We start from the raw sequence: 22,977 nt of genomic DNA on the forward strand, positions 1-22,977 counted from the left end.
GGTGCAGCTAATCTGCCGCGAGACTGCAGCCAAGTACGGCAACCTCGTCGTTCATTACTCCGGCAGGATGCGCACGGCACCCTTTGCCGCGCTGCTCGCGAAGGCCGCATAGGCCTTCAGCGCGGTCGAGACGGCGCGCTTGCGCGGCGCGGCCGGCTTCCACGCCGCGTTGCCCTTGGCTTCCATCGCTGCGCGGCGGCGCTTGAGTTCGGCATCGTCGACCTTGAGATTGACCTTGCGGTTCGGGATGTCGAACTCGATGATATCGCCTTCCTCGACCAGGCCGATCAGGCCGCCTTCGGCGGCTTCCGGCGAGACGTGGCCGATCGACAGGCCGGACGATCCGCCGGAGAAGCGGCCGTCGGTGATCAGCGCGCAGGCCTTTCCGAGGCCCTTCGACTTCAGATAGCTGGTCGGATAGAGCATCTCCTGCATGCCCGGGCCGCCACGCGGACCTTCATAGCGGATCAGCACGACATCGCCGGCCTTGACCTTGTTGGTCAGGATGGCGTCGACCGAGGCGTCCTGGCTCTCGAAGATGCGGGCCGGGCCCGAGAATTTCAGAATGCTCTGATCGACGCCGGCGGTCTTCACGATGCAACCATCCTCGGCGAGGTTGCCGAACAGCACGGCGAGACCGCCGTCCTTCGAATAGGCATGCTCGGCGCTGCGGATGACGCCCTCGGCGCGGTCGAGATCGACTTCTTCGAAGCGGCGATCCTGGCTGAACGCTTCCTGGGTCGGCACGTTGCCCGGCGCGGCGCAGTAGAAGTTGCGCACCTTGTCGCTCGAGGTGCGCACCACGTCCCAGCGGTTCAATGCGTCGGTGAGCGTCTCAGCATGCACCATCGGTCCGTCGGTCGTGAGCAGCCTGGCGCGATCGAGCTCGCCGAGGATCGCCATGATGCCGCCGGCATGATGCACGTCCTCCATGTGGACGTCCGGCACCGAGGGGGCCACCTTGCAGAGCACCGGCACCTTGCGGGACAGGCGATCGATGTCGGCCATCGTGAACGGCACGTCGCCCTCGCGCGCGGCGGCAAGCAGATGCAGCACGGTGTTGGTCGATCCGCCCATCGCGATGTCGAGCGTCATCGCATTCTCGAACGACTTGAAGTTCGCGATGTTGCGCGGCAGCACCTTGGCGTCGTCCTGCTCGTAATAACGGCGGGCGAGATCGACGATCAGATGACCGGCCTCGACGAACAGGCTCTTGCGGTCGGCATGGGTCGCCAGCACCGAGCCGTTGCCGGGCAGCGCGAGGCCGAGCGCCTCGGTCAGGCAGTTCATCGAATTCGCGGTGAACATGCCGGAGCAGGAGCCGCAGGTCGGGCAGGCCGAGCGCTCGATCGCCTCGACCTCTTCGTCCGACACGTTGGAGTCGGCGGCGGCGACCATCGCATCGATCAGGTCGACCGCGCGCTTCTTGCCCTTGAGCAGGATCTTGCCGGACTCCATCGGGCCGCCCGAGACGAACACGGTCGGGATGTTGAGGCGCAGCGTCGCCATCAGCATGCCGGGGGTGATCTTGTCGCAGTTGGAGATGCAGACCATCGCGTCGGCGCAATGCGCGTTGACCATGTATTCGACGCTGTCGGCGATCAGTTCGCGCGAGGGCAGGCTGTAGAGCATGCCGTCATGGCCCATCGCGATGCCGTCATCGACCGCAATGGTATTGAACTCCTTGGCGACGCCGCCGGCCTTCTCGATTTCCCGCGCCACCAGCTGGCCGAGGTTCTGCAGATGCACATGTCCGGGCACGAACTGGGTGAAGGAGTTGACCACCGCGATGATCGGCTTGCCGAAATCCTCGTTCTTCATGCCGGTGGCGCGCCACAGGCCGCGTGCACCCGCCATGTTGCGGCCGTGGGTGGTTGTGCGGGAGCGATAGGCGGGCATCGTAAATCCTTGGGCTATGGCCATTTTTTAGGGGAGATGGCAGCCCTTATGCCCGCCCGCAGCAGCCGATTCAAGCGCGGAACCGCATGGCTGAACCCCGCTATCCGACTTCGATCCCGGCCGCCGTGGCCGCGGCTCACACGCTCAACCCTCGAACCTGAACCTGAAGGCCTCGCCATGCCGGACCACGCGGCCCGCGGTCGGGGCGGGGAAGTGCCCGGTCAGCAGATAGCTCGGCGTGTCCGCCAATTGCTCCAGCAGCGTCACACGGGTGGCGAGCGCTGCCGCGGGATCGACATCGGCGGCATTCGACAGCCATGGCTCCGCGCACTGGATCGGATGATGGATCACATCGCCCGACATCACGGCATGATCGCCGCCGCCGTTGAGATGAATCTGCATGTTGCCGGCGGTGTGGCCCGGCGCCGGCGCAAAGCGCAGGCCCGCGTCGCGGTCATCGAACAGCAGGTGATCGGTGTCGACGAATTCGGCCTGACCGGCCGCGACAACGGGCAGCACCGAATCCTCGAACGCGCCGTGATTGACCGGTGTGGGCGGGTTCGCCCGGTGCGCCGCCTCCCAGTGGCGAAACTCGGCGCGTCCCATCAGATAACGCGCCTTCGGAAAGGTCGGCACCCAGCGTCCATTGATCAGCCGCGTGTTCCAGCCGACATGGTCGACATGCAGATGCGTGCACATCACGAAGTCGACCTGTTCGGGCCGCACGCCGAGCGCGGCCATGTTTTCCAGATAGGGCTGGTTGAGATTGTTCCAGGCAGGCACGCGCGGGCGCGGCTTGTGATTGCCGCAGCAGGTGTCGACGACCGCGGTCCAGCGCGGCGTCCGCACCAGATAGGAGTGGTGGCTCAGGATGAAGCGACCGGTCTCCGGCTCGATATAGCGGTGATCGAGCCAGCTTCGGTTCGCGGCGATCACCTCGTCGGTGACGTTGGCGAACAGCCATGTCTTGTCGAAGGCGAGCGAGGGGATTTCGACCAGCCGATCGATCCGCATGCTGCCGATCGTGATCTGGCGCATGCGGTGCTCAGTTCCTGATGAGTTCGCCGAACGGCACCCAGCGCGTGCCGTCGTAGCGGATCAGTTGCAGGCTGGTCATCGGCGTATACCGCTCCGGCGAATTGCTGACCGCCGTTCCATTGATCAGCATCGGCAGATGCAGATCCCTGATGCTGGTCGCCTGCTTGATCACGTTGGCGCGGGTAAGGTCGTTGCCGGCGGCCTTCAGCACCGCGGCCAGCGTCTGCGCGATGGTGTAGCCGTAGACATTGAGCCAGTCGCTCTTGTTGGCGTCGGGCATATATTTGTCCATGAAGGCGAGCCATTCCTTGTAGCCGGCGTCGTCCTTGAGCGCGGGGTCGGTCGAGTCGTTCAGGTACTGGCTCGAGATCACGCCGGTGGAATTGTCCTTTCCGGCGGGTTCGAGCACGCCGCTGATCGAGGCCGAGACGTTGGAGATGATGGTGGTGGGCTTCCACCCGATCTCGCCGATCTTGCGGATCGCCTGCGCCGCGAATTTCGGCGTCGCCGCGACCAGCACGACGTCGGCGCCGCTGCTCTTGAGCAGCAGGATCTGCGTATCGACGGTGGGGGCGGTGGTCTCGTAAGCCGCGCGCGCCACGATCGCCTCGGTGCTGCCGAGGCCTTCCTCCAGCGCCTTCAGATAGTCCTTGCCGAGGTCGTCATTCTGATAGAGCACACCGACCCTGGCGTTCGGGTGGTTCGCTTTGATGTACTTGGCGTAGGCGATGGCCTCGTCGCGATAGGTCGGCTGCCAGCCGACGGTCCACGGAAAGTTCTTCGGATCGTCCCACTTCGCCGCGCCCGAGCCGAGGAAGAGCTGCGGCACCTTCCTGTCGTTGAGATATTTGTGCACGGCGCTGTTGGTCGGCGTGCCGACGCCGCCGAAGATCAACAGCACCTCGTCGCTCTCGACCAGGCGACGGGTCTGCTCCACGGTCTTGGGCGGACTGTAGGCGTCGTCGGCGATCATCATCTGGATCCGCCGGCCGTTGATGCCGCCCTCGTCATTCACCTTGCGGAAATAGGCCTCCGCCGATTTCGCGATCTGCGCAAAGGCCGAGACGGGGCCGGACAGCGGTGCGGTGGTTCCGATCTTGATCGTCTTGTCGTCGGCGCCTGGATCGTATTTCGGGCTCTCGGCTCGTGCGGTGCCGGCGGCGATCAGCGGCAGCAACAAAAGGGTCGCGCGCAAATGAGAGCGGACGAGGCGAGCCATGACGGAATCTCCCGGATTGCTCTCCGCCTCTTCGGGCGGAGTTGAAACGCGAATACTTCGCCCGCTGCCTGCGCGGCTTGCGGGTCGTGACCGCTGCCGTCAGACGAACGATCGTTCGTACGGTTGACTAGCGAACGATCGTTCGTTAGTCAAGACGGTATGGCGGCTTCCACATCCAGCGCGGCCGAGGCGGTCGTGACCTCCACCCGCGAGCGCATCCTCAGCGAGGCGCTCAGCCTGTTCGCGCAAAGCGGCTATGGCGGCGCGTCGATGCGCGAGCTCGCGCGCCGCGTAGGCATCCGCGAGAGCAGCCTTTACAATCATTTTCCAGGCAAGGCCGCGATCCTCGAGGCGATCGTCAGCGAGCACGGTCCGGCGAGTTCGGCCGACCGGCTCGAGGCGCCGCGCTACCGGCAGCTCGCGCGGCAGCCGGCGGCGTTCTGCCGCCAGTTCGCGCTCGACCTCGTCGAACAATGGTCGGATCCGCGCGAGCATCAGTTCCAGAAGGTCATCACCGCCGAGCGCAACCGTGTGCCCGGCATCCGCGCCAAGTTCGCCGACCATTTCTACGCGCGCGAACAGAGCCTGATGACGGACTATTTCCGCGGCTTCGCGCTCGCCGGACTGATCTCGACCTCAGACCCGCGCGAGGCGGCACGGCTGTTCGCGGCCGGCCTGATCTATGTCAGGCTCGAACATTATGTGATGGGCGCGCAGGCCTCGCCGCGGCCGAAGGTGATCGAGGCGATCGACCGCTATCTCGCGTTCTTCCTGTCGCTGATTGCGGCAAAGGACGCAGACACATTGGACAAGAAGCAACGAAAAAAGGGAGAGACGCGTGGCAAGGCTGCCTCTGATTGATCCGGACACCACGAGCGGCGACATCCGCGCCGCGTTCGACCGCATGCCGGTCAAGCTCAACATCTTCCGCATGATGGCTCATGCCGAGGCCAACATGATCCCGGCGATGCGGTTTGCCAATTCGATCCTGCACAAGCAGAAGCTGTCGGCGGTCAATCGCGAGCTGCTGATCCTGCAGGCCGCGCAGCTCGAGGGCGGCGCTTATGAGTGGCGGCAGCATGTGCCGATCGCGCTCGGCGTCGGCGTGACGCAAGCGCAAATCGATGCCGTTGAGCGCGGCGACTATGACGACGCTGCACTCAACGCCGCCGAGCGAGCGCTGCTCCGCTTCGGCCGCGAGGTGGTCGAGAAGGTCCGCGTCGGCGAGACGGCTTTTGCCGGCATGCGCGAGCATTTCAGCGATCAGGAGATCGTCGAGGCGATCGTCACGCTCGGTTTCTACATGATGATGGCGCGGCTGACGGAGGCGACCGAGACCGATCTCGATCCGGCCGCCGGCATGGCCGTGTTCGAGGGCGGCAAGAAGCGGGGTTGATGGGATGTCGGAGACTTCGCAAGAGGCCAAGCAAGAGACCTCGCAAGACACGAAGCTGGAGCGCTGTGTCCGTCCGCTGAGCGCGGAATCGTCAGGCACCGCGCCGGGCAGGGGCCGCCTCAACGGCCGCCGCATCCTGGTGGTCGGCGGCGGCCAGCGCGTGTTCGATGCCGCGACCGATCCGATCGGCAACGGCCGCGCGATGAGCCTGCTGTTCGCGCGGGAGGGCGCACATGTCGCGGTCGCTGACCTCAACCGGGCCTCTGCGGAGGACACGGTCGCGCGCATCGCGGCTGACGGCGGCCGAGCCTTCGCGATCGCTGCCGACGTCACCAGCGAGGCCGATGTCATCAGGATGATCGCCGAGGCGCACCACGCGATGGGCGGTCTCGACGGCATGGTGCTGAACATCGGCACCTTCGGCAAGACCGGGCTCGACAATGTCAGCGCCGAGGAATGGAACAGGATCTACGACGTCAATGTCCGCGGCCCGATGCTGTGCTGCCGCGCGGCCCTGCCCGAATTCGCCGATGGCGGTTCGATCGTCTTCATCTCCTCGATCGCGGCGCTGAAGGCGGGATCGCAGATGGCGGTCTATGATTCCTCCAAGGCGGCGCTCGGCGGGCTGATGCGCAACATCGCGCATACCGGTGCGCGGCGCGGCATCCGTGCCAATCTGGTCTATCCCGGGCTGGTCGACACGCCGAACGGCCGCGAGGCCGGCGCGGGCCGGCCGTCGCGCGGCAAGAGCCAGGTTCCGTTCGGCCGCCAGGCGACGGCGTGGGAGATCGCCTATGCGGTGCTGTTCTTCATGTCGGATGAAAGCGTCTACGTCACCGCGCAGACGCTCGCGGTGGATAGCGGCCTGAGCGGACTCTAGCCGAGTTGAACTCCGCCGCTACTCCGCGGCAAGGCTGGTCGGCACCGGGATGCCCACCTTGGGGCGTGTCCTGGCTGCACGGCGGTTGTTCTTGCTGAAACGGCTGCCGGCCAGCAACGCGGCGGCGGCGCGCAGCTGCTCGCGCAGCCATTGGTTGGTGGTGTCGCCCTCGGCAGTGGCATGCCAATAGAGATAATTGACATGCGGGCTGATCGGGAACGGGCAGGGGAAGCACTGCAACAGACCGGGGTCTTCCAGCACGGAGGCGGCGCTCTCCGACGCCGTCAGCAGCATGTTGCTGCGGCTCACGACATGGCAGGCGGTCGCAAAATTCTGGCAGGTCAGGCGCACGGTGCGGGTCAAGCCGAGGCGCTGGAACTGGAAGTCCTCGAACGACAGGCCGCTGCGCCGCGACGTCACGCAGACATGTTCCAGGCGCAGGTACGCCTTCTTGTCGAGCCGCTTGCCGAGCTCGGGATGGCCGCGCCGGGCGAACACCGCGATATGCTCGGTCAGGATCTGCTCGCGCCGCACCTCGGTGGAGAGCGGCAGCAGCGTATCGATCGCGACATCAAGCGTGCCGGCAGCAAGCTCGCGCTCCAGATTGTTGCGCTCGCTGCGCACGGTCGCGATCTCGACCAGCGGCGCGACGGTGCTGATGCGGTTGATCAGCGCGCTCAGCATCGGCGCCTCGAGGTTGTTGCGCAGGCCGATCACGAACCGCTTCGGCGTCTTGGCCGGATCGAAGCGGTTGGTATGGGTCAGCGTCGTCTCCAGGCCGTTGAGCGCCTGGCGCACCGTGGTGATGATCTGGCGCGCCAGCGGGGTCGGCGTCATCACGTGATGGCGGCGCACGAACAGCGGATCGTTGAACATCGCGCGCAGCCGGCCCAGCGCATGGCTTACCGCGGGCTGGGTCAAATTGAGGCGGAAGCAGGCACGGCTGACGCCGCCCTCAGTGTAAATCGCGTCGAACACGACGAACAGGTTGAGATCGATATCGCGCACATGCATGGAAATAATCAATCCGTATCCGTCGAATGCATTTGACGAATATGAGTTGGCGCTCTTAAAGTCTCAAGCAAAATAATACCTGGAGGAAACGATGAGCGTGCAATCGCCATCGCGCGGCGTTGCTGTCCCTGCGGCATCATCTCGCTCGGGCTCAATGTTCGCAAAGCCGAGCCAGGAGCAGATCGTGCTCCTGATTACGATTGCGCTTCTGGTCGTGTTCGGCCTGACGCTGAACGGTTTCGCCACAGTCTCCAATCTCCTCAACCTGTTGCGCAGCATTTCCATCCTCGGCGTGCTCGGCCTCGGCATGGGGCTGATCGTGATCAGCCGCGGCATCGACCTCTCCGAGGTCGCGATCATGGCCGGTTCCTGGGCGATCGCGCTGATCTACATGCAGAACGGCATGCCCTTTTTCACGGCAGTGCTGCTGGCGCTGGCCATTGCGGTGCTGATCGGCGTCGTCAACGGCGTCATGGTCGCCTTCGTCGAGGCGCCGGCGCTGTTCGTGACACTGGCCGCCGGCTTCGTGATCTATGGCCTGGCGTTCTGGATCGCGCCGGCCTGGGTGGTCTACGCGCCGAAGGACGCGCCGGGCCTGATGTATCTCGGCGCTGGACGGCTGTTCGGCATCCCGGTTCCGATCCTGGTGTTCGCGGTCTGTGCGATCGCGATGCACCTGTTCCTGTCGCGCACCTCGATCGGCCGCTTCATCTATGCACAGGGCGACAATCCGGAAGCCGCGCGGCTGACCGGCATTCCGCTGCGTCCGCTGATTGTGCTGGAGCACGTCTTGGTTGCGCTGCTCGCATGGATTGCAGGCCTGGTCTGGGTCGGCACCACGGGCAGCATGCAGATGGCGATCACCCAGGGCACCATGATCTTCGACGTCGTGCTGGTCGTCGTGATCGGCGGCATCAGCCTGATCGGCGGCCGTGGCAGCGTGTTCAGCGTCGTGGTCGGCTGTGTCCTGATCGGCACGCTGCTCAACGCCTTCACCATCATGGACGTCAACAGCGAGGTGCAGAACATCATCAAGGGCGTGGTGCTGCTGGCCGCGATCGTGCTCGACAACTGGCTGCATCCCCGTGACGAGGAGACCGCGCGGCAAGGAGACTGAAACAAGGCGACTGAGCGCGCTGCGCCAATCAAAAAAACAATTCCAATCAATCAAAAGAATTTTCTGTGGAGGAGACGATGAAGACGACCAAGTTCTGGACGATCCTGCTCGCCGGGGTGACGCTCGCCGCGGTGCCGTTCGCGGCATCGGCGCAGGAGGAAGGTACCAAGGCCGGGCGCGAGCTGCGCGCCGCCTACGACAAGTCGCTGCAGGGCAAGACCGTCGCCTATCTGCCGATCGCGCTCGGCGTGCCGCTGTCCGACGAATGGGGCCGCGTGGTGCAGGAAGAGGCCGAGTGGCGCGGCATGAAATACATCGTGCGCGACCCCAACAACAATCCATCGGCAATGCAGCAGGCGCTGACCGCGCTGGTCGACCAGAAGCCCGACGTCCTGATCGTGCAGAATCCGAGCGTGACACTGCTGATGAAGGATCTGAAGCGCGCCGAGGCCCAGGGCACCCATGTGATCCAGGTCAACATGGCCTCCAACTACAAGTCCGGCGCCTTTGTCGGCGTCGACTGGCGCGAGATCGGCCGGATGCTGGCGAACGAAGCCGTCAAGGCCTGCGGCACCGGCTCCGGCAAATCGGGCAAGGTGCAGATCGTGCAGGGCGAATTGACCGCAGCCGCCAGCGTCGATCAGGTTGGCGCCATCATGGATGTCCTGAACAAGGATCCCAACATCAAGGTGGTGTCGAACCAGGCAGCGAACTGGGACGCCAACACCGCGCTCAACATCACCGCCACCGTGATCCAGCAGCATCCTGATCTCTGCGCCTCGATCGGATTCTGGGGCATCATGGAATCGGGCGCCGCGCAGGCGATCCGCAATGCCGGCAAGATCGACGACGTGAAGGTGTTCGCCTCGGGTGAGGGCTCGCAGCTCGATTGCGACCAGGTCACGTCAGGCAATTTCAGCAAGTTCCTCAGCTACAAGGCAACCGAGCAGGGCCACGACCTGATGTTCGCAGCCGAGACGCTGCTGATGTCCGGCGACAAGCCCGGCTCGAAGAACCTGTCCTATTACACGCGCCCGATCTGGATCGATAAGTCGAACGCCTCGCTCGGCGGTACCTGCTTCGCGCTACCCAAGAAAAACTAACAAGGCGCGAGACAGCCGGCGCGGGGGGCATTCCCGCGCCGGCTGTATCACGGGTCAGAATCCGGAGACGTTGAAACCGGATCAGGAGTGCTTTGGCGATGTCGATGGCAGTTGATTCCTTTTCCGCTTCGGTGCGGCGGTTCTCACCCCGGCTCCTGCTGTCGGAGCTGTTGCTGAAACAGTGGTTCGAGCCGGTCGTTCCCTTCACCGTGATGATCGGGCTGTGGGCGTATTTCGCGCTCACCATTCCCGACTATGCCTCGGTGCAGAACTCGGTCTCGCTGCTGCGGCTATTCGCCGAATTCGGCTTTGTCGCGCTCGCGATGGGCTTCTGCCTCGTCACCGGCGGCATCGACCTGTCGGTCGGCGCGATCTTCGCCCTGTGCAATTTCGCGGCGCTCTACTTCCTGCTGGTGCGCGAATGGCCGGTCGGGCTTGCCGTGCCGGCGACGCTTCTGGTCGGCGCGGTGCTCGGCAGCATCAACGGCTTTTTGATCGGCTTTCTCAAGACGCGGCCGTTCCTGACCACGCTGGTGACGCTGATCATCCTGCGCGCCTCGGTCAATCTGCTCAACACCAGCTACGCCCAGGTGTTTGCGACCAATTCGGTCGAGAGCGACGCCTGGGATTTCATCGGCGGTGGCAGCGTGCTCGGCATTCCCGTCAATGCGGCGACGCTGTTCGTGGTGCTTTTGATCTGCCACATCTTCCTGTCGCGCTCGCGTTATGGCTGGCATCTCACCGCGATCGGCGCCAGCCGCAAGGCCGCGCGCCATGCCGGCATCCGCGTCCGGTTGATGCTGTTCATGACCTATGTGCTGTCGGGCTCGCTGTGCGCGGCGAGCGGCATCTTCTACGCAGCACGTCAGGCCTCCACGGATTCCACCACCGGCGTGGGCTGGGAATTCCAGGCGCTGACCGCCGTGGTGCTCGGCGGCGTGTCGCTGGCCGGCGGCAAGGGCACGGTGTGGCGGGCGATGATCGGCGCGCTGATCATCTTCCTCTTGATCAACGGCCTCGTGCGCATGGGCATCCCGGGTTACGTCACTTCGGCGGTAACCGGCATGATCCTGCTCGCCGCCGTCGGCATCGACGTCAAATGGTCGAAGAACCGCGGCAAGGCGATCCAGAAGATCTACGTCAATCCGGCCTTCGTGCCACTGGCGTCGGCGCCGGCGGTGCAGCCCGGCGCGGCCTCGCCTTACGCGCAGAACGACCGGCTGATCAACGCGCAGGCGATCGGCGTCGATCAGGTCGAGGGGCCCGAGGATGTCATCCTCGATCGTCAGGGCCGGCTCTACGGCTCGACCCGCGACGGCAATGTGATCCGATTCTCCGGGCCTGACTTCAAGACCCGCGAGGTGTTCGCCCATATCGGCGGCCGGCCGCTCGGCATGCAGTTCGATCGCGACGAGAATCTGATCGTCGCCGTCGCCGGCATGGGCGTCTACGGCATCGCGCCCGACGGCCGCATCTTCAAGGTCACCGACGAGACCAACCGCACCTGGTACAAGCTGAATGATGACTCCCGCCTGCGCATGGCCGACGATCTCGACATCGCGCCCGACGGCAAGATCTATTTCAGCGACTGCACCACGCGCTACGAGATGACCACCAACACCCTCGACATCCTCGAGGGCCGGCCCAACGGCCGCGTGGTCTGCTACGATCCGGCGACCAAGACCACGCGCACGGTGATCAACCACTTCTATTTCCCGAACGGGATCTGCGTCTCCCATGACGGCAAGTCGATCCTGATTGCGTCGACCTCGCTGTGCAAGGTGTTCCGCCACTGGATCGACGGCCCGAACAAGGGCAAGACCGAAGTGCTGATGGACGAGTTGCCGGGCAACCCCGACAACATCAACCGCGCTTCCGACGGCACGTATTGGCTGGCGCTGGTCGGCATCCGCACACCAACCTTCGACCTTGCTGCGCGCAAGCCCGGCTTCCGCCTGCGCATGGTCAAGCAGGTGCCGGCCGACGAGTGGCTGGCGCCCGCGCTCAACCATGGCTGCGTGCTGAAGTTCAACGAGAAGGGCGAGGCGCTGGAGTCGTGGTGGGACCCGACCGGCATCTCGCATTCGACCCTGACCTCGATGCGCGAGCATCAGGGCTATCTCTATCTCGGCGGGCTCGAGAACAACCGGATCGGCCGCATCAAGCTCGACGGCGTCGACGACAGCTGGACCGGCTACGATGCCTATTGGGGCGCCAAAAGCAGGGTGACGAAATAATGGGATTTTTCGATCATCTGCTGCGCGATATCCGCAGCGTCACCGACCGCGACGGCGGCCAGAACGCGATCCCGCCGCTCGATGGCGCGATGAGCCCGAACGACCGGCTCGACACCGCGGTGCCGATCGGCGAGCCGCTGCCCGGAATCGACGACGTCATCGCCGCTGGCGACGGCGCGATCTATGTCTCCGCCGGCCGCCAGGTGCTGAAGCTCACCGGTGCGGATTTCGCGACCCGCACGGTTGTCGCCGAGTTCGAGGATGATGCCGGCGGGCTCGCGCTGCATCCGGACGGCCGCCTTTTGGTCTGCGTTGCGGGCAGGGGGCTTGCCGCGATCGATCCCGCAAAACCCGCGCCGCGTTGGCTGGAGGCTGCCGGCGGCAGCGCGCTCACGGGGCTGTTGTCGGTCACGGCGGCGCCCGATGGCCGCATCTATGCCGTCGAAGGCGGCGCCGGCCGCCGCCCGGGCGAGTGGCGGCACGATCTGATGGAGAAGCGCGCCGGCGGTCGCCTGATCAGCTGCGGCACCGGCCTCGACGATCCGCAGGTACTGCTGCGCGATCTGCCATATCCCTACGGCGTGATGGTCTCCGCCGACGGCAAGAGCCTGTGGCTCACCGAGAGCTGGGCGCATCGCCTCAGCCGGTTCGCGCTAGCTGGCACGGGCCTCGGTCCGCGCGAGACCGTCGCCGCCAACATGGCGGGCTATCCGGCACGGCTGCATTCGGACGGCCATGGCGGGGCGCTGCTCGGCGTGTTCGCGCGCCGCACCCATCTGATCGAATTCGTGCTCAAGGAAGACGATTTCCGCGAGGAGATGATGGCGACGATGCCGCCCGATTACTGGGTCGCGCCGGCGCTGGTCGGCGGCAGCGATTGCCTGGAGCCGATGCAGATCGGCAGCGTCAAGGCGCTCGGCATCCAGAAGCCATGGGCGCCGCCGCGCTCCTATGGCCTGCTCGTGCATCTCGATGCCGAAGGCGAGGCCAGCGACAGCCTGCACAGCCGCGCCGGTGGCCGCTTCCACGGCATCACCGCTGCCTGCGCGACGCCCTCGGGCATCGTGATCGCTGCGCGCGGCGCCGGGCGACTGCTGCGCTACACGGGAGAGCTGCGATGAATGACGGTGTGACGCAGGCGGCGCCCGCCACCCAGTCCCCAACCCGCGAGCCGGTGCTGCGAATCACGAACGGCTCCAAGATCTACGGCGGTGTCCACGCCATCGAGGGGGTCAATTTCGATCTCTATCCCGGCGAGGTGCACGCGCTGGTTGGGGAGAACGGCGCCGGCAAGTCGACGCTGTGCAAGGCGATCGCGGGTGCGATCAATCTCACCTCCGGCGACTACCTGCTGGACGGCAAGCCCGCCAATTTCGAGCAGCCGCGCGACGCGCTCGATGCCGGCATCTGCATGGTCTATCAGGAGACCAGCCTGGTGCCGACCATGACCGCGGCGCAGAACATCGAGCTCGGCAACGAGAAGCTGCTGACGCGCTTCCGCACGCTGAACATCCAGGCCCAGCAGCTGTTGCAGTCGCTCAATTTCCACGTCGACCCCGCGACGCCGGTGGCGCTGCTCGGCACCGCCAAGAAGCAGATGGTGGAGATCGCGCGCGCGATCTACAACAAGGCGCGCATCATCATTTTCGACGAGCCGACCGCATCGCTGACGCCTGAGGAGATCGTCCACTTCTTCCACCTTGTGCGCGATTTGCGCGCCCGCGGGGTCTCGATCATCTACATCTCCCATGCGCTGGAGGAATCGCTGCAGATCGCCGACCGCATCACCGTGCTGCGCGACGGCAAGCTGGTGATCACGGCGCCCGCCAAGCAGCTCACCCGCGATGCGCTGGTGCAGCATATGGTCGGGCGCGAGGTGGCGCAGGCCGTCTATGGCGGAAGAGCGAAGACCCATCAGCGCCGCGAGAAGGTGCTGACGGTCGAGAACGTCACCATGGGCATGGCGGTCAAGAACATGTCGTTCTCGGTTTATGCCGGCGAGGTGGTCGGCATTGCCGGTCTGATCGGCTCCGGCCGCACCGAGATCGCCAAGATCGTCTATGGCGCGCTGAAACGCAATCTGGTCAATGGCGGCACGATCCGGCTGCGCGGCAAGCCGATCCGCTATCGCGTGCCGCGGCAGGCGATCAATGACGGCATCGCCTACATCACCGAGGACCGCAAGGCCAACGGCTTCTTCGAGACCATGGTGGTCGACGACAACGTCTATATCGGCAGCCTCGCCACGCGGAAGGGCTGGAGCTTGCTGCTGTCGCGCGCCAGGCGCAGCAAGCTCGCCAGTTACTGGGTCGACCGGCTCAAGATCAGCGCGCTGCAACGCAAGGCGCGGATCGTCGAGCTGTCCGGCGGCAACCAGCAGAAGGTGGTGCTGGCCAAGACCCTGGTGCAGGAACCGTCGATCATCTTCTTCGATGAGCCGACCCGCGGCGTCGACGTCGGTACCATCCCGCACATCCACGGCGAAATCCGCCGCCTCGCCGACGAGGGCAAGGCGGTGGTGGTGATCTCGTCCTATCTGCCGGAGATCCTCGCCGTCTCCGACCGCATCCTGGTCGCCCGCACTGGCCGCATCGTCGCCGAGTTTGATGCGGCGGACGCGACCCAGGACAAGATCCTGTACGCCGCGGTGCATTGAGGGCGCGCGCGACGTCTCTCCGCTGTCATTCCGGGGCTCGCGAAGCGAGAGCCTGGAATCCATTTCGCCGCACATGATGCGGCCTGATGGATTCCGGGCTCAGCCCTTTGGGCTGCCCCGGAATGACGAGCAGCGAGATAAGTAGGGCAGATTGCGCCTTCCGCCTTCGCTCGTTGAGCTACGGCGGACGTGGTCGGCTAATCCGCCCTTGATGTCGACACATGCGCGTCGGCGGCGCCTCATCCTCGATGTCGTCCCGGCGAAGGCCGGGACCCATAACCACAATTTGTCATTATTGCGCGTTGCTGGAACGACGAGTCCCGCCGGCAAGGCCTGCTGCGGCGTATGGGTCCCGGCCTGCGCCGGGACGACAGCAATGGATGAGCCGACAACCACCCTTGACAATTATTTTAAGTATAAAATAATATGCCGTATCGGCTGGCAGGGAAACTGACCCCGGCCGAAGCCAGAGCATGATCCGGAAAAGTGGCACCCGGTTTTCCGACGCGATCATGCTCAAACGGAAAGGCGAGAACGCCATGCGCATCGTTTGCATTGGAGGCGGGCCGGCCGGGCTCTACTTCGGCATCCTGATGAAGATGCTGGATCCCACGCATGTCATCTCCGTGGTCGAGCGCAACCGGCCCTACGACACGTTCGGCTTCGGCGTGGTGTTCTCCGATGCGACCATGGACAACATGCGCAAATGGGACCCGGTCACCGCTGATACGATCGAGCAGGCCTTCAACCATTGGGACGACATCGAGGTCCTGATCAAGGGCCGCCGGATGCGCACCACCGGCCACGGCTTCGTCGGTATCGGCCGCAAGCGGCTGCTCAACATCCTGCAGGCGCGCGCCGAGGAGCTCGGCGTCGAATTGATCTTCGAACGCGAGGTCAATTCCGATCTCGAATTCCCCGACGCCGATCTGGTCGTGGCGTGCGACGGCGTCAACTCGAAGGTTCGCGCAAAATATGCCGAAACCTTCCAGCCCGACATGCTGATGCGGCCGAACCGCTATATCTGGCTCGGCACCGTCAGGCCGTTCGATGCCTTTACCTTCGATTTCCGCAAGACCGAGCATGGCTGGTTCCAGTCGCACATCTACAAGTTCGAGGAGGGCGCGGCGACCTTCATCGTCGAGACCACCGAAGAGGCGTATCTCGCCCACGGCCTCGACAAGATGGATCAAGGAGAATCCATCGCGTTTTGCGAGAAGGTGTTCGCTGAGATTCTCGAGGGGCATCATCTGGTCTCCAACGCGCGGCATCTGCGCGGCTCGGCCTGGCTGTCATTTCCGCGGCTGATCTGCGGCAAGTGGACCGCGTTCAACGGCAGCAGTCATGTCGTGCTGATGGGCGATGCCGCCCACACCGCGCATTTCGCGATCGGCTCGGGGACCAAACTCGCGCTGGAAGATGCGATCGAGCTCACCAACCAGTTCAAGATCCACGGCGCAACGAAGGACAGCATTCCCGCCGTGCTGGAGGCTTACGAGGAACTGCGCCGGGTCGATGTGGCGCGGATCCAGAATGCCGCGCGCAATGCGATGGAATGGTTCGAGGTGGTCGGCTCGCGTTATGCCGATACGCTGGAGCCGGAGCAGTTCATGTATTCGCTGCTGACCCGCTCGCAGCGCATCAGCCACGAGAATCTGCGGCTGCGCGACAAGACATGGCTCGAAGGCTATGAGCGCTGGTTCGCCGAGCGCAGCGGCGTGCCGGCCACCAACGAGCGCGCCACGCCGCCGATGCTGACGCCGTTCCAGATCCGCGGCCTGTCGCTCGCCAACCGGATCATCGTCTCGCCGATGGCGATGTATTCGGCGGAGGAGGGCGTGCCCAACGACTTCCACCTGGTGCATTTCGGCTCCCGCGCGCTCGGCGGCGCCGGCCTCTTGTTCACCGAGATGACCTGCGTCTCGCCGGAGGCGCGGATCACGCCCGGCTGCTGCGGTCTGTGGAACGACGCGCAGGCCGTGGCCTACAAGCGCATCGTCGAGTTCGTGCATCGCAATTCGCAAGCCAGGATCGGCATCCAGCTCGGCCATGCCGGCCGCAAGGGCTCGACGCGCGTCGCCTGGGAAGGCATGGACGAACCGCTGCCTGACCATAACTGGCCGCTGGTATCGGCCTCGCCGGTGCCTTATCTGCCCGACGGCCAGATCCCGGAGCCGATGAGCCGCGCCGAGATGGACGAGGTGCGCGACCAGTTCGTTGCCGCCGCCAGGCGCGCCGCCAGCGCCGGCTTCGATATTCTGGAGGTGCACTGCGCCCACGGCTATCTGCTGTCGAGCTTCCTGTCGCCGCTGACCAACCGCCGCACCGACGACTATGGCGGATCGATCGAGAACCGCGCGCGTTATCCGCTGGAAGTGTTCCGTGCGATCCGCGCGGTGTGGCCGGAGGACAAGCCGATGTCGGTCCGCCTGTCCTGTCACGATTGGGCCGAGGGCGGCAACACGCCCGAGGATGCGCTGGCCTTCGCAAAACTGTTCAAGGCGGCGGGTGCCGACCTGATCGATTGCTCCTCGGGCCAGGTCTGGGCCGACGATCATCCGATCTATGGCCGGCTCTACCAGACGCCGTTCGCCGACAAGATCCGCAACGAGGTCGGCATCGCCACCATCGCGGTCGGCGCGATCTCGGAAGCCGACCACGCCAATTCGATCATCGCCGCCGGACGCGCCGATCTCTGCGCCATCGCGCGGCCGCATCTGGCCGATCCGGCGTGGACGCTGCATGAGGCCGCGAAGATCGGCATCAAGCAGGTTGCCTGGCCGAAGCAGTATCTGTCGGGCAAGTCGCAATACGAGGCCAATCTCGAACGCGTAGCCGCGGGAGTGAAGGCATGACAGGGTTCTGGCCCAACGCCCATGCGCTGGTCACGGGTGCCGGTTCCGGCATCGGGGCCGCGACGGCAATCGCGCTCGCAAGAGCCGGCGTGCGCGTCAGCATCGCCGGACGTCGGATCGACGCACTGAAGGCGACGGCGGCGTTGCTCGGAGCGCACGCGGGCGCCGCCGTTTCGATCGACGCGACCGATGAAGCTGCGGTGACCAAAGGCGTCGCGCAGATCGAGGCCGAGGCGGGCCCGATCGACATCCTCGTCAACAATGCCGGCAAGGCCGCCAGCGCGCCGTTCGACAAGACGAGCGCGGCGCTGTGGGCGGACATGCTGGCGAGCAATCTCTCCAGCGTGTTCCTGGTGACGCATGCGGTGCTGCCTGCCATGGCGCAGCGCGGCCGTGGGCGGGTGATCAACGTTGCCTCGACCGCCGGTCTCACCGGATACGCCTATGTCTCGGCCTATGTCGCCGCCAAGCACGGCGTCGTCGGCCTGACGCGTTCGCTGGCGCTGGAATACGCGCGGCGCGGCGTCACCGTGAATGCGGTCTGCCCCGGCTACACCGACACGCCGCTGGTGGCGGATGCGGCCGCCAACATCGTCGCCAAGACGGGGCGCAGCGAGCAGGAGGCGCGCGCCACGCTCGCCAAGGTCAATCCGATGCAGCGGCTGGTCACGCCGGAGGAGGTCGCCGACACCATCCTCTGGCTCGCGTCAGAGGGCGCATCGTCAATCAACGGACAAGCCGTCGCGGTCGCCGGCGGTGAAGTCTTTACCGGGTGAAGGAACACATCATGTCCGAGATGAAAGCAAAGCTCCGTCCGTTCAGGGATTATCCCGCAAAGCACTTCCGCTGGTCGACCGACGCCAGTGGCCGTGTCGCAACGATCACACTGAACCGGCCGGACAAGAAGAATCCGCTGACCTTCGAGTCCTACGAGGAGCTGCGCGATCTCTTCACCAACCTCAAATACGCGTCCGACGTCCGTACCATCGTGCTGACTGGTGCCGACGGCAATTTCTGCTCCGGCGGCGACGTGTTCGAGATCATCGAGCCGTTGACGCGGATGGCGATGCCGGACCTGCTCGCCTTTACCCGGATGACCGGCGAGGTGGTGCGGGCGATGCGCAAATGCCCGCAGATCATCGTCGCGGCGATCGACGGCATCTGCGCCGGCGCCGGCGCGATGCTGGCGCTGGCATCCGACCTGCGGCTGGCGACGCCGCTGGCCAAGACCGCGTTCCTGTTTACCCGCGTCGGGCTTGCCGGCGCCGACATGGGCGCGTGCGGATTATTGCCACGCGTGATCGGGCAGGGCCATGCCGCCGATCTGCTCTATACCGGACGCGCGATGAGCGCCGACGAAGGTTTTGCGTGGGGCTTCCACAACCGCCTGGTGCCGCCGGCCGAGCTCGCTGCCGCCGCGCAAGAGTTGGCGCGCTCGCTTGGGGATGGACCGTGGTTCGCACATGGCGTGACGAAAACGATGTTCAACCAGGAATGGGCGATGGGCGTCGACGAGATGATCGAGTCCGAAGCGCAGGCGCAGGCGATCTGCATGGTGACCGGCGATTTCCGCCGCGCCTTCGAGGCCTTCGCCGCCAAGCAGAAACCCGCTTTCGAGGGCAATTGAGATGATCGAAATTCTGCAACCGGACGGATGGGCCAAGCCGATCGGCTATGCCAACGGCATGGCCGCGCGCGGCAAACAGATCTTCATCGCCGGCCAGATCGGCTGGAACGGGCAATGCGTGTTCGAGAGCGACGATCTCGTGGCGCAGATCGGCCAGACCCTGCACAACATCGTCGCGGTCGCCGCCGCCGGCGGAGCCGGGCCCGAACACATCGTGTCGATGACCTGGTTCCTGCTCGATCGCAAGGAATACTCCGCGCGGCTGAAGGAGATCGGCGCCGTCTATCGCGACGCGATCGGCCGGCGCTTTCCGGCGATGACCGCGATCCAGGTTGCGGGCCTGATCGAGGACCGCGCCAAGGTGGAAATCCAGGCCATCGCCGTGGTGCCGGATTAACGACGATGCCGGATCGTCCGTCATCCTGAGGAGCCGCGAAGCGGCGTCTCGAAGGATGCACGGCCCGGCTGGTGGCCGTCGACCCTTCGAGACGCGCGTTCCGCGCTCCTCAGGGTGACGGGGATGGATTGGAGTTCGCTGAAGCAATGTTAAGCCTAAGCTCAATCATCGCCCGCCGGCCCAAGTCCCGGGCGACAAACCCGCTTGCGGCCGGACAAAGGGCCGTGCGACCTTAGGCGAAAGCGTAAGAACGTCCTGTTGTGAGTGGAGTAAGGGACGATGAAGGCGATTATCGTCGGAGGCGGAATCGGAGGCCTCACCACTGCGCTGATGCTGCGCTCGCGCGGCATCAGTTGCGAGCTGTACGAGCAATCGGAGACGATCCGCGAGCTCGGTGTCGGCATCAACACACTGCCGCATGCGATCCGCGAGCTGGCGGGGCTCGGCCTGCTCGACAAGCTCGACGAGGTCGCGATCCGGACCTTTGAGCTGTTCTATTTGACGCGGCATGGCCAGCAGGTCTGGCACGAGAAGCGCGGGCTCGATGCCGGCCACGACGTGCCGCAATTCTCTGTTCATCGCGGCCGCCTGCAGGGCGTGATCCATCAGGCGGTGATCGATCGGCTTGGTGCCGATGCGATCCGCACCGGGTGCCGGCTCGGCTCCTTTACGCAGGATGAGGGCGGCGTGTCCGCGTATTTCTTCGATCGCAGCGGCAGCCATGTCCACACTGCGCGCGGCGACATCCTGATCGGCGCCGACGGCATCCATTCCAAGGTGCGCGAGATGCTGTTTCCGGATGAGGGCGGGCCGTGCTGGAACGGGCTGATGCTGTGGCGCGGCGCGACCGATTGGCCGGCTTTCCTGACCGGCCGTTCGATGATCATCGCCGGCGGGCTGAACGCCAAGGCCGTGATCTATCCGATCGCGCCGGGATCGAGCCCGGCGAGCCGCCTCACCAACTGGGCGGTGCTGGTGCGGATCGGCGACGGCTCTTCGCCGCCGCCGCGGCGCGAGGGCTGGTCCAATCTCGGCCGTCGCGACGAGATGATGCCCTATGTCACTGGTTTCACCATCCCGCAGGTCGACTTCGCCGGCCTGATCAACGCGACGCCGGAGTTCTGGGAGTATCCATGCTGCGACCGCGATCCGCTGCCTTATTGGTCGAGCGGCCGCGTCACGCTGCTCGGCGACGCCGCGCATCCGATGTATCCGGTTGGTTCGAACGGCGCGTCGCAGGCCATTCTTGATGCGCGGTGCCTCGCCGACATGCTGGCGCGGGCCGAGCATCCGCGCCAGGCGCTGGCGGCCTATGAACGGCAGCGGCTGCCGATGACCGCCGACATCGTCGCCTCCAACCGCCGCGGCGGCCCGGAGGGCGTGATAGACGCCGTCGAGCAGCTCGCGCCGCAGGGCTTTACCGACGTCGACACCATCCTGAATTACGAAGCGCGCGAGGCGATCGTGCGCGGCTATGCCGCGAAGGCCGGCTTCGCCGCGCGCGTGGTGGCGCGGCAGTAGGTCTTTCAAGGAAGAGAAGCCCGGTCGGCGATCTCTAGATCGTCATTGCGAGGAGCGTAGCGACGAAGCAATCCATCGTTCCGCGATCGCCGAACGACGGATTGCTTCGCTTCGCTCGCGATGACGGAGGAGCGTCCTACGCCGGCGGCGGCGGCAGGAAGTGGATGTTGTGCTCGGCGGCGAGCCGCACCACGTCATCCGGGTTCTGCTCCTTCATGTTGTGGATCGCCCAGAACAGGTCATAGAGCCTGCGGGTCGGCGACACCCAGAACAGCGTCTTGGCCAACTGCTGCGACTTGTTGAAGATGCCGTGCGGCTTGCCCGCCGGCAGCCGCACCAGATCGCCTGATGTGGCTGATTCATCGGCGCCGTCGAGCATGAAGTCGAGCTTGCCCTCGAGGATGTAGAGATACTCGTCCTGGTCGGGATGGATGTGCGGCGGAACGAAGGTGCCGGGCGGGAACGTGGCGTGCCAGGAGAACGAATGCTCGGTACGGCTCTTCGGCACATAGGTCTGGCCGAGGATGCTCCAGGAAATGCCCTGGATGCCGTCATTGGCTCGTGTGATGCCGGCGATCTCGTCTTTCATCGTCATGTTTCCTCCTGATCTTTACTTCGACGCGCAGTCCTTGGCGTAGCGATCGCCATAGTTCGAAAACACCTTTTCGACGATCTCGGTCTGGAATTTACCGTCCGGCCGCTTCGCGACCTTGGTGAGGTAGAAATCCTGGATCGGATAGCCGTTGTTGTTGAACTTGAAGTTACCGCGCAGCGAGGTGAAGTCGGCCTTTCTCAGCGCCGCAGCGACCGCGTCCTTGTTGGAGAGGTCGCCCTTCACCGCCTTGACCGCGCTGTCGATCAACAGCGCTGCGTCATAGGCCTGCATGGCGTAGGTGCCGGGCACGCCCTTGTAGGCCGCCTCATAGGCGGCGACGAACTTCTTGCTCTGGGGATTGTCCAGATCAGGCGCCCAGTTCGCACCGCCGAACATGCCGACCGCGGCATCCTGCTGCGCGGGCAGGGTGGATTCGTCGACGGTGAAGGCGGAGAGCACCGGCACGGTCGCGCCGGCCTGCTTGTACTGCTTGACGAGGTTCACGCCCATGCCGCCCGGCATGAAGGTGAACAGCGCGTCCGGCTTCAGGGAGGCGATCTTGGAGAGCTCGGGCTGGAAATCCAGCGTGTTCATCGGCGTGTAGGATTCCTCGACGATCTCGCCTTTGTAGTCGAGCTTGAAGCCGGCGACGGAATCGCGGCCGGCCTGATAGTTCGGCACCAGCAGATAGACGCGCTTGTAGCCGCGGTCTTGCGCGACCTTGCCGAGGACTTCGTGCACCTGATCGTTCTGGTACGACGTCACGTAGAAGAACGGGTTGCATTCCTTGCCGGCGTAGCTGGAGGGACCGGCATTCGGGCTGATCAGGAAAGTCTTGCTCTCGGTGACCGGGCGGTGGATCGCCTGCAGGATGTTGGAAAAGATCGGGCCGACCACGAAATCGACCTTGTCGCGCTCGAGCAAGCCGCGGACCTTGACCACGGCGCCGTCGGGCTTGAGCTCATCGTCGGCGTTGACGATCTCGATCTCGCGGCCGGCCATCTTGCCGCCGAGATCCTTGACCGCGAGCGCAAACCCGTCGCGGACCTGCTGGCCAAGCGCTGCGGCCGGACCGGAGGTTGTTACCAGCACGCCGATCTTGATCTTCTCCTGCGCGGTCGCCGGGGTCACTGCGATACCCAGCAGCGCCGCCAGTCCCGCGAGCTTCGTCAAATGTTTCATGTCTTTCCCCCAACCACCGGCTTGCTGCCCTTGTCTCAGCCTCATTGACCTCAGCTTAGTCTGACGCGCGCGACCGCTGCAAGCGATGTGGCATTGCGTCAGGGCAAACGCCGCGCCCCATGCAGGCGCTGCACATGCAAGCGTCGCGCCAATTGCTTGAAGTTTAAACAAATTACCGATCGACCGGGAGTTTCGGGCAGGATTCGCAATTGTCCTTGCGGCGCAGCGCGAATTGCTTGAA

The 22,977-nt window shown here is 64.9% G+C and carries 19 protein-coding genes; 13 read left to right on the forward strand and 6 right to left on the reverse strand.

The window, feature by feature from the left end; genetic code table 11:
- Window positions 1–54: 54 nt before the first annotated feature.
- From ilvD to BraRD5C2_RS11735, 3 genes are all read right to left on the reverse strand, one after another.
- Entirely contained in the window at window positions 55–1,899 is a 1,845-nt protein-coding gene (ilvD, locus tag BraRD5C2_RS11725) for a dihydroxy-acid dehydratase (protein WP_223968445.1), read from the reverse strand.
- A gap of 144 nt (window positions 1,900–2,043) precedes the next feature.
- Entirely contained in the window at window positions 2,044–2,937 is an 894-nt protein-coding gene (locus tag BraRD5C2_RS11730) for an MBL fold metallo-hydrolase (RefSeq protein ID WP_223968446.1), read from the reverse strand.
- A 7-nt stretch (window positions 2,938–2,944) separates the two neighbouring features.
- On the reverse strand, window positions 2,945–4,156 hold the full coding sequence (locus BraRD5C2_RS11735; protein WP_223968447.1) for an ABC transporter substrate-binding protein: 1,212 nt from the start codon (window positions 4,154–4,156) through the stop codon (window positions 2,945–2,947).
- 159 nt (window positions 4,157–4,315) lie between these two features.
- Between BraRD5C2_RS11735 and BraRD5C2_RS11740 the strand changes: the two genes are divergently transcribed.
- From BraRD5C2_RS11740 to BraRD5C2_RS11750, 3 genes are read left to right on the forward strand one after another with little or no spacing between them, the layout of a single operon-like run.
- Entirely contained in the window at window positions 4,316–5,017 is a 702-nt protein-coding gene (locus BraRD5C2_RS11740) for a TetR/AcrR family transcriptional regulator (RefSeq protein ID WP_223968449.1), read from the forward strand.
- Window positions 4,995–5,552, forward strand: coding sequence for a carboxymuconolactone decarboxylase family protein (locus BraRD5C2_RS11745; protein ID WP_223968450.1), 558 nt, complete (start codon window positions 4,995–4,997; stop codon window positions 5,550–5,552). The genes BraRD5C2_RS11740 and BraRD5C2_RS11745 overlap by 23 nt, the downstream gene beginning before the upstream one ends.
- A gap of 4 nt (window positions 5,553–5,556) precedes the next feature.
- Window positions 5,557–6,432, forward strand: coding sequence for an SDR family NAD(P)-dependent oxidoreductase (locus tag BraRD5C2_RS11750; protein ID WP_223968452.1), 876 nt, complete (start codon window positions 5,557–5,559; stop codon window positions 6,430–6,432).
- A gap of 18 nt (window positions 6,433–6,450) precedes the next feature.
- On the opposite strand, the gene BraRD5C2_RS11755 is transcribed toward BraRD5C2_RS11750, so the two are convergent.
- On the reverse strand, window positions 6,451–7,458 hold the full coding sequence (locus BraRD5C2_RS11755; protein ID WP_223968454.1) for a LysR family transcriptional regulator: 1,008 nt from the start codon (window positions 7,456–7,458) through the stop codon (window positions 6,451–6,453).
- Between the two features lie 172 nt (window positions 7,459–7,630).
- Here BraRD5C2_RS11755 and BraRD5C2_RS11760 point away from each other — a divergent pair, with 172 nt between their 5' ends.
- From BraRD5C2_RS11760 to BraRD5C2_RS11805, 10 genes are all read left to right on the forward strand, one after another.
- Window positions 7,631–8,563 (forward strand): ABC transporter permease, encoded by a 933-nt coding sequence (locus tag BraRD5C2_RS11760; protein ID WP_223968456.1) that lies wholly within the window; start codon window positions 7,631–7,633, stop codon window positions 8,561–8,563.
- Window positions 8,564–8,640: 77 nt separating this feature from the next.
- Window positions 8,641–9,666, forward strand: coding sequence for a sugar ABC transporter substrate-binding protein (locus tag BraRD5C2_RS11765; RefSeq protein WP_223968458.1), 1,026 nt, complete (start codon window positions 8,641–8,643; stop codon window positions 9,664–9,666).
- 98 nt (window positions 9,667–9,764) lie between these two features.
- Window positions 9,765–11,903: an ABC transporter permease gene (locus BraRD5C2_RS11770; protein WP_223968460.1), complete on the forward strand. Its 2,139-nt coding sequence runs from the start codon at window positions 9,765–9,767 to the stop codon at window positions 11,901–11,903.
- On the forward strand, window positions 11,903–13,024 hold the full coding sequence (locus BraRD5C2_RS11775) for an SMP-30/gluconolactonase/LRE family protein (protein ID WP_223968462.1): 1,122 nt from the start codon (window positions 11,903–11,905) through the stop codon (window positions 13,022–13,024). The genes BraRD5C2_RS11770 and BraRD5C2_RS11775 overlap by 1 nt, the downstream gene beginning before the upstream one ends.
- Complete coding sequence (locus BraRD5C2_RS11780; RefSeq protein ID WP_223968464.1) at window positions 13,021–14,559, forward strand: sugar ABC transporter ATP-binding protein; 1,539 nt, start codon at window positions 13,021–13,023, stop codon at window positions 14,557–14,559. The genes BraRD5C2_RS11775 and BraRD5C2_RS11780 overlap by 4 nt, the downstream gene beginning before the upstream one ends.
- Before the next feature lie 539 nt (window positions 14,560–15,098).
- Window positions 15,099–17,414 (forward strand): bifunctional salicylyl-CoA 5-hydroxylase/oxidoreductase, encoded by a 2,316-nt coding sequence (locus BraRD5C2_RS11785; protein WP_223968466.1) that lies wholly within the window; start codon window positions 15,099–15,101, stop codon window positions 17,412–17,414.
- Window positions 17,411–18,190 (forward strand): SDR family NAD(P)-dependent oxidoreductase, encoded by a 780-nt coding sequence (locus BraRD5C2_RS11790; protein WP_223968468.1) that lies wholly within the window; start codon window positions 17,411–17,413, stop codon window positions 18,188–18,190. The genes BraRD5C2_RS11785 and BraRD5C2_RS11790 overlap by 4 nt, the downstream gene beginning before the upstream one ends.
- An 11-nt stretch (window positions 18,191–18,201) precedes the next feature.
- Window positions 18,202–19,041, forward strand: coding sequence for an enoyl-CoA hydratase family protein (locus BraRD5C2_RS11795; RefSeq protein WP_223968470.1), 840 nt, complete (start codon window positions 18,202–18,204; stop codon window positions 19,039–19,041).
- Between the two features lies 1 nt (window position 19,042).
- Entirely contained in the window at window positions 19,043–19,438 is a 396-nt protein-coding gene (locus BraRD5C2_RS11800; RefSeq protein ID WP_223968472.1) for a RidA family protein, read from the forward strand.
- Between the two features lie 279 nt (window positions 19,439–19,717).
- Window positions 19,718–20,959, forward strand: coding sequence for a flavin-dependent oxidoreductase (locus tag BraRD5C2_RS11805; RefSeq protein ID WP_223968474.1), 1,242 nt, complete (start codon window positions 19,718–19,720; stop codon window positions 20,957–20,959).
- Window positions 20,960–21,095: 136 nt separating this feature from the next.
- Here BraRD5C2_RS11805 and BraRD5C2_RS11810 read toward each other — a convergent pair whose 3' ends face one another.
- Both BraRD5C2_RS11810 and BraRD5C2_RS11815 read right to left on the reverse strand, forming a co-directional pair.
- On the reverse strand, window positions 21,096–21,548 hold the full coding sequence (locus BraRD5C2_RS11810; protein ID WP_223968820.1) for a cupin domain-containing protein: 453 nt from the start codon (window positions 21,546–21,548) through the stop codon (window positions 21,096–21,098).
- A 21-nt stretch (window positions 21,549–21,569) separates the two neighbouring features.
- The gene (locus tag BraRD5C2_RS11815; protein WP_223968475.1) at window positions 21,570–22,736 is read right to left on the reverse strand and encodes an ABC transporter substrate-binding protein; all 1,167 of its coding nucleotides are present in this window, start codon (window positions 22,734–22,736) and stop codon (window positions 21,570–21,572) included.
- Between the last annotated feature and the right edge of the window lie 241 nt (window positions 22,737–22,977).

This window comes from Bradyrhizobium sp. RD5-C2 (assembly GCF_019972155.1).
Lineage (GTDB): Bacteria > Pseudomonadota > Alphaproteobacteria > Rhizobiales > Xanthobacteraceae > Bradyrhizobium.